Below are 441 nucleotides of genomic sequence, written 5' to 3'. Positions count from 1 at the left end.
ACTAGCTAGAAACTTTTCTTGACAGCGTGACGTCAGTAACTTCCTTACTAAACTTCAGTCCTCGTCACTGCTCACGTGAACGGGAACAAGCATTTGACTCATTCCCTGGCTCGCAGCTTGAACATGCACAACCAGCGGCATGCATTACTTAGCCTTCTGTGTCTTTCCTTCGCTTAAAACGCAATTAACCGGTACAGGAATCTCAACCTGTTATCCATCGCCTATGCCTTTCGGCCTCGGCTTAGGTCCCGACTAACCCTGGGCGGACGAACCTTCCCCAGGAAACCTTAGTCATCCGGTGAACTAGATTCTCACTAGTTTCTCGTTACTCATACCGGCATTCTCACTTCTAAGCGCTCCACAGGTCCTCACGGTCCTGCTTCAGTGCCCTTAGAACGCTCTCCTATCACGCGCACCTGACGGTGCGTGTCCACGATTTCG

Annotated in this window: 1 rRNA gene; it reads right to left on the bottom strand. The window is 51.0% G+C overall.

Features of this window, described 5'->3' with window-relative positions:
- A 23S ribosomal RNA gene (locus EKM89_RS13920) occupies positions 1–441 on the bottom strand; the annotation flags it as partial.

The organism is Levilactobacillus fujinensis, assembly GCF_003946335.1.
GTDB classification, from domain to species: domain Bacteria; phylum Bacillota; class Bacilli; order Lactobacillales; family Lactobacillaceae; genus Levilactobacillus; species Levilactobacillus fujinensis.
Note: the sequence above shows the minus strand (reverse complement) of the source record. Positions and strands in the feature narration are given on the sequence as shown.